Source organism: Enterobacter sp. DC1 (assembly GCF_000568075.1).
Taxonomy (GTDB): domain Bacteria; phylum Pseudomonadota; class Gammaproteobacteria; order Enterobacterales; family Enterobacteriaceae; genus Enterobacter; species Enterobacter asburiae.
The window spans coordinates 305,387-311,456 of sequence record NZ_AZUA01000004.1 but is presented as its reverse complement, the minus strand read 5'-3'; the positions used below and the strand labels follow the sequence as shown (position 1 = coordinate 311,456).

At 45.7% G+C, this 6,070-nt stretch carries 8 protein-coding genes; 2 read left to right on the top strand and 6 right to left on the bottom strand.

All coding sequences use genetic code 11. The annotated features are described in order from the left end of the window. Nucleotides 1-122 precede the first annotated feature (122 nt). Entirely contained in the window at nucleotides 123-506 is a 384-nt protein-coding gene (locus tag P346_RS0121810; RefSeq protein ID WP_032660999.1) for a hypothetical protein, read from the bottom strand. A gap of 336 nt (nucleotides 507-842) precedes the next feature. Between P346_RS0121810 and P346_RS07205 the strand changes: the two genes are divergently transcribed. Together P346_RS07205 and P346_RS22970 are read left to right on the top strand one after the other, a co-directional pair. Continuing rightward, nucleotides 843-1,784, top strand: coding sequence for a hypothetical protein (locus tag P346_RS07205; RefSeq protein ID WP_032660983.1), 942 nt, complete (start codon nucleotides 843-845; stop codon nucleotides 1,782-1,784). Nucleotides 1,785-2,330: 546 nt separating this feature from the next. Continuing rightward, nucleotides 2,331-2,804 carry a SymE family type I addiction module toxin gene (locus P346_RS22970; protein WP_084492160.1) on the top strand — a complete coding sequence of 158 codons (474 nt, stop codon included), beginning with the start codon at nucleotides 2,331-2,333 and terminating at the stop codon, nucleotides 2,802-2,804. Between the two features lie 78 nt (nucleotides 2,805-2,882). Here the strand turns inward: P346_RS22970 and P346_RS07210 are convergent, their stop codons facing one another. The 5 genes from P346_RS07210 to trpS all read right to left on the bottom strand — a co-directional run bounded on the left by P346_RS07210 (nucleotide 2,883) and on the right by trpS (nucleotide 6,060). Then, nucleotides 2,883-3,257 (bottom strand): hypothetical protein, encoded by a 375-nt coding sequence (locus tag P346_RS07210; protein WP_320205265.1) that lies wholly within the window; start codon nucleotides 3,255-3,257, stop codon nucleotides 2,883-2,885. 112 nt (nucleotides 3,258-3,369) lie between these two features. After that, nucleotides 3,370-3,849 carry an Hcp family type VI secretion system effector gene (locus tag P346_RS07215; protein ID WP_032660981.1) on the bottom strand — a complete coding sequence of 160 codons (480 nt, stop codon included), beginning with the start codon at nucleotides 3,847-3,849 and terminating at the stop codon, nucleotides 3,370-3,372. Between the two features lie 2 nt (nucleotides 3,850-3,851). After that, nucleotides 3,852-4,199, bottom strand: coding sequence for a hypothetical protein (locus P346_RS07220; protein ID WP_032660979.1), 348 nt, complete (start codon nucleotides 4,197-4,199; stop codon nucleotides 3,852-3,854). Next, nucleotides 4,192-4,875: a hypothetical protein gene (locus P346_RS07225; protein WP_032660977.1), complete on the bottom strand. Its 684-nt coding sequence runs from the start codon at nucleotides 4,873-4,875 to the stop codon at nucleotides 4,192-4,194. The genes P346_RS07220 and P346_RS07225 overlap by 8 nt, the downstream gene beginning before the upstream one ends. Before the next feature lie 183 nt (nucleotides 4,876-5,058). After that, on the bottom strand, nucleotides 5,059-6,060 hold the full coding sequence (gene trpS / locus P346_RS07230) for a tryptophan--tRNA ligase (protein ID WP_032660976.1): 1,002 nt from the start codon (nucleotides 6,058-6,060) through the stop codon (nucleotides 5,059-5,061). Between the last annotated feature and the right edge of the window lie 10 nt (nucleotides 6,061-6,070).

The window sequence follows — 6,070 nt, the reverse complement described above, 5'->3', positions numbered from 1 at the left end:
ATTACATCGAAATGTTTTATAACAGTAAGCGTCGGCATGGTTCGAGTGCTCAGATGCCTCCGACGGAATATGAAAATCAATATTATCAACGGCTCGGAAGTGTCTAGATTATCCGTGGCGATTCATTTCTTAGCCTGTAATAGAGAAAAGGAAGCAACATCAAAGCCACCGTGCACGTTGTTATCTAAGACCGTCTGCAGCCTCGGTTCATCAGGGCTTTTAAGTAGAGCAGGGTCTGTTCCTTCCAGTGCCCAGAAGCCATCATGCTTTAACCGCCAGAATGGCATAAGAACTTCATAGTTGCTGCGTTTTGGCCCGTAGCATTTTAGCAAATCTCGTAGTTGATCTTGTATTTCAGCCTGAAACTGGAAAAGCCGCTCATGGCCTTTCTTGTACTGGGAAAGAACGTACAGAACAAGTAAGGGTTTATTCAACGCTGGTGCTTTGTTGTACCAGGCTGTTTTCATCCCGGCAATTTTTTGACTAAGAGATTTTGCGATGGTCATAGTTCGGTTACAGGAGCCAGTAGTTTTGCGATGATGCTCGCAAAATCCAACCCGATCAATCCAATTACACTATTTCTTTGCCAGTCCCTTTATTGGGGTTCGGTCAACAAGTGTCATGTTGTAATGGAGTGCTTTCGTCGCGAATGAATCTTGAGGAGATGAAAGCAGTCTATTGACACCGATTGTCATTTTTTTTAGTGTGTTCGCAAGGTTCGCGCAGACCGGTCAGCCTGTAGACAAATTAGCCATCGCGCATATCAGATATTCATTTTTATCAGAGCATTCTTTTCCAGCTCTGTGTTTACAGGCCGCAGGGTATTACATAAAGGAAATGATATGCTTTCAGAATTAGCATTCAATGATGATGTCATTGATCTCCCGCCTCCAGAGAAAGAACAGCTTCGCAGACATGCTCGTTTTCTCAGAAATCACTGTAACGTTCCTCTTGGTCATGCGCAGGAAATGGTCGCTTGGTTTTACCATGTCAAAAGTTGGAGTGATCTGACCACCCGGCATAGCCAAACGACAGATAGTACTACCGAGATTAAGTTAGCAGAAGTGCGAGAATCTCTGCAATTACATAGAAACAACATATCTGGGGCGGAGTTAGCCGAGCTTTTAGCTCTTAATGCGATGCCGGGTACATTAACTGAAGCTGTGGTGAGTCATCGCATAGCTCAGCTTAATCAGCATGATCTCATCCTGCTTTACCGTTATATTTATGACGAAGAGTATTGGGGAACAGCCGTACCTGTATCCTGGTCTAAAGGTCTACGAAGAGCTGACCGCTGCCTAATTTTATTGGCTAAGACAATAGGAAAAGAAGGCAAGGCCTCAATAATTAATCCACATCTATATTTCCCGTGGTTTGGCCTGCGAATGTATGGTTACTTAGAGGTTAACGGGTCCGAGCTAAATTATGATTGTACGGAATTGGATAGCTACTTTTTCCCCACTATTGATCGGATTGATGCGTTATTTCGTAGAGAGTGGTTTGTACCTTATTTTATCGGATTTGCTAGCTATCTCTTACAAACGTTAGAGCTATCCGGTTATTCAGGTCGTTTGTCATTCGGTAGAGTTCATAATGAAGGTTTGATTGAAAAAGCCGTCAGCGGAGTAACTAATAATTCTTTCCAGTACAAAAGATACAGTCTTAATGGCAATCAATTAACTGACGGACCGATTCAAAAATTAGTTGAAGAATTGCTTTCAATGGGAGGGAGTATCAACCCAGCCCGGCAACGGATTGAATTTAGTTTTGGTAAGGAGGTGTAACGGTATGGATTTAAATGTCCTGACAGAACTAAAAAATGCCTCTCCTTCCACTTATGGAGTGCTTATCATTGCATTTGTACTGTGCACTCTAGCCCGTCAGGGGTGTTTGTCCCGTCTGTCATCCCGTCAATCCTTTTGTTTATTAATGACAGCAATTAGCCTCATAGGCTTAAAATCATTTCTGCTATGAATAATTAATAGGCTTTGTTGATGATGCGCAGTATATCCTTTGATTAAGTCAGAAAGGCGCCTTAGGCGCCTTTCTAAAAGAATTGATTATTAATATTCAATTGCTAATCCTGCATTTTATATGCAAAAGAAATTCGCCAACCAACTACCGGATGATTTCTGAATCCCCCTCGCAAATTCCAAATTTACCCTGCACCAAACCGCTGTATTTATATTCAGCCCTGTATAATGAGCAACAGAAATTACGCCTAACGGCAAAAGGAAATATCAAAGAAAATTTAAAGAAGAATATCGCGATATGAAGGTGCTGCAACACCCCCATACCGCTAACCACAACCAACTAGTAAGGAGTTGTATATGGCTGCGACGAATTTTAAGCCAGAGTTTACTGTTTGCAAAACAGAATCAGACGCTTTCACCGGCATGATTGAAAACCGCGAGCTGGTACGCAAAAACAGCACCCGCCGTCTTCACGGCAACCAGGCCAACGCGGCGCCCGTCCATCCCCGCGCGGAAACGCCGCAGGACAGCGCCGCCTGCTGCGAACTCTATGCGCGCATAGACATGAAATATCTTCTGTTGGGCGGCGACTGGTTAACCCGTGCAGGCTTTATCAACGGCATGCCCGTAAAAATCCGCGCCATGAAAGACTGCATTGTGATTACACCACAACATACAAGAGAATTATGGGGATGCCTGGAAGGTATGAGTGTGGTGAATATAAATAAACAGAAAGTTGCACAGTGGTTAAAAACTTTTCCGGGGGCGTTAAATGACACCGGTGATATTCCAGCTGTTAAGCGTGGAACAGGGCAGGCGATGTCGGAGTAACCGTGCTTCCCACCTCATGTAATCCTTGAAGCAATAAACGATACGGGCATGTCATCCCATGCCCGTTTTAAGTAAAAATCAATAGTGCTTAACCTGCTCTTTCACCGCGTTAACCAGCGCAGCATGAAGTTCGCCGACGGTTAAATCACATATAACAGGTTCGGGTATGCCACGTACCCAGCGGATAAATCGACAGATGCCAAAAAAGTCTATGCCTTCACCCGTAAACAGATACTCATTCTCCGCGAGAGAGAATGTTTTCCTATAGCCTTCCTCTTCCGTTGCAAGCTGAACGCCAAACGCTTCTTCGCAGTCTTCCAGTAGGTCTTCGCCGTCGATACCGCAAATATGCAAATCGGCCTCAATCAAAGTATTGCTATCGATAGGTTTACGATACTCACCTGAGGTGTTTCGAATAACCTCAATGATTTGTGAGAGAGTGGGTTCCATCATGATCCTCTCCTTTAAAACGGTGGAAATAATCGCTAGCGCTTTCCGGCGGTGCTCCGCTTGGTCGGACCGACAAGCACAAAGTTACCTCGATCCGAGAAATGTTAAAGTCAGTTCATGCTATTGCCATATGATTCCAGGAATCTCTGTAAACTATATTTCCGTCACAGTGCTTCCAGGTGATTGCCTCATATCTTAGCTCGATCGTCTCTGTATGCGTTCCTGTTCCAGAACCCGGGAACAGATTTGGCGTAATACCCGTGATTTTTACATTCTCCAATATAATACTGAAATATTCTCTTTCGATTCCTGCATCATCAATTTGATACATTTTTATCGTAGCCGATTTTAGTGTTTGATTTTCACACAGTGCCCTGAAGAGAACGGGTGTTGTTTTATCAAACTCTTTCTGAACCGCAATCGGTGTATGTACACGAGTACCTGTTAATCGGCCTGTATTTCCACTCACAGGAATGCTGAGATGGTGGGCGACCGCTTTTAACTCAATAGCGCCTAAACGACCGGACACCATGGAACCTCCTGGGACAGGTGAGCCATTAGCATCGGTTAACCAAAGATATGCTGGATTTGACATGATTATTCCTCATCTATTTTTACAAAAGCAGGTAGGTGCAACATCGCCAAGACCCATATGAACAAGCCAATAATTTTCAGCGGCCATGGTTCAAGGACAGCTATACAAGCAAATGCACCGATGATCAGTAAGGGACCTGATAACACTTCCAGGATCCCACTCAAAATGGATATCTTTCCTGGCAGTAATTTATTCATTACTAATGAAATAATGTAAGCGCTTAGGGTAATGATGCAAAAAGCGATTGTTTTATCATGCCAGGTTTCGAATTCAACCCAGCTAAGGATATATAATAAGACTAAATATGAACAAAGAAGCAGGTTTATAATTGGGATGATAAACTTACTCATACGCACCTGCCGTAGTGTGTGCATTTAGTTTTTCATTAACTTTCTTTATGATTTGATTAAATACAGGTTTTCCTTCTGAATAACCTGCATGGATAGCATCTACGAAAGGCTGGATGGCATCAGCGAACAGAAAATAAAGTAGGTCATAGTCTCTGGGTCTCAGAAGTTGATATACTTCTGGGGCTTCTGCTTTGAGTCTGTCAGATGTCCTAATTGATCGTTCAGCCATTCCCCCAAATAAAAGAAGTGTGCTCAGTGCTGTGATTGGGTTACCTTTCCCTTTAAAAACAACAAACGTGAAGGACGTCCTTTCAATAACATGCTTCGCGATAGTTGATGCTATAATATTTGTTGATATTCTACCTGCAATTGAACTTATTACAGTTCTGTATAATTTATCCTGCTCCGCTTCAGTTAAATATCTATTGAATTCTTTAAATATGATTTTTACAGCGTTTACTATATTCTCATAATTCAAGATGTCGTTTTTTATAGCAGTGAATATTCGTATTCGTTGAGTTTCACGAGCATATCTTGTATCCGTGTCAAAGATACCATAAACAAGATATCCATAATCTAGCGGTACAGATAGCCCTCCATTTATAAGCCCAGTAACTGTATCAGGAGAAGCGATTATATTGCATAACCTTCGGGCTATATCTTCTACATCAGCCATAGCATCCCTTTGAATGTATTATAAAGGATAATATGAATGTGATATTTATGCGATTAAAGCAATTTATTTTATCTAAACGATTGATTAAGAATTATTAACGGCATTAATATTATCTAAATGAGATAATAAGCGGCTTCATGCCTATCCCACACTCCACCGCCCAACCTCAATCAACTCACCTAATCAAAACACCGGCACCCCCAGCCCAACCTTCACCTCCCTCAACGTCTCCTGCGTCACCCCCTGCGCCCGTTCCGTCCCGCGCTTCAGCATCGCCATCAGCTCACCTTTATCCTGCATGTACATCGCCCTCCGTTCCCGCATCGGCGCAATCAGCTCCTGCAAACACCCCTCCAGCTCGTTCTTGCAAACCCGGTCACCCAGCCCGCCCGCCTGATAGTGCGCCTTCATCGCCGCCACTTTCTCCTTGTCCGGGTGAAACGCGTCGAGGTACGTAAACACCACGTTCCCCTCAATCTGCCCCGGGTCGCTCACCTTCAGGTGGTTCGGGTCGGTGTACATGGCGCTGACCGCACGGTGAATCGTCTCTTCGCTGGCAGAAAGGTGCAGCGTGTTGCCCAGCGATTTCGACATCTTGGCGCTGCCGTCGATGCCGGGCAGGCGGCTGGTGCCGCTCAGCATCGCCTTGCAGTGGCGCAGCACCGGGGCGGGCAGCAGGCTGTTCATCTTGTGCACAATCTCGTTGGTCTGCTCAATCATCGGCAGTTGGTCGTCGCCGACGGGCACGCACTCGGCCTTAAACGCGGTGATGTCCGCCGCCTGGCTGATGGGGTAGGCCATAAACCCGACCGGCAGCGAGCGGGCGAAGCCCTTCTGCGCAATCTCGTTTTTCACCGTCGGGTTACGCTCCACGCGGGCGACGGTGACGATGTTCATATACAGCATCGTCAGCTCGGCGAGGGCGGGCAGGGCGGACTGCAGGCAGATCGTGGTCAGGTTTGGGTCGATGCCGGCGGCGAGGTAGTCGGCCAGTACTTCGGGGATGTTGTCGCGGATTTTCTGCGGGTTGCTGCCGTTATCGGTCAACCCCTGCAGGTCGGCAATCAGCACAAACTGGCTGTGCGTCTGCTGGAGCGCCACGCGCTGGCGCAGCGATCCGACGAAGTGGCCAAGGTGCAGCGGGCCGGTTGGGCGATCGCCGGTGAGGATGGTGGGTGCGTTCATAAAGACTCCT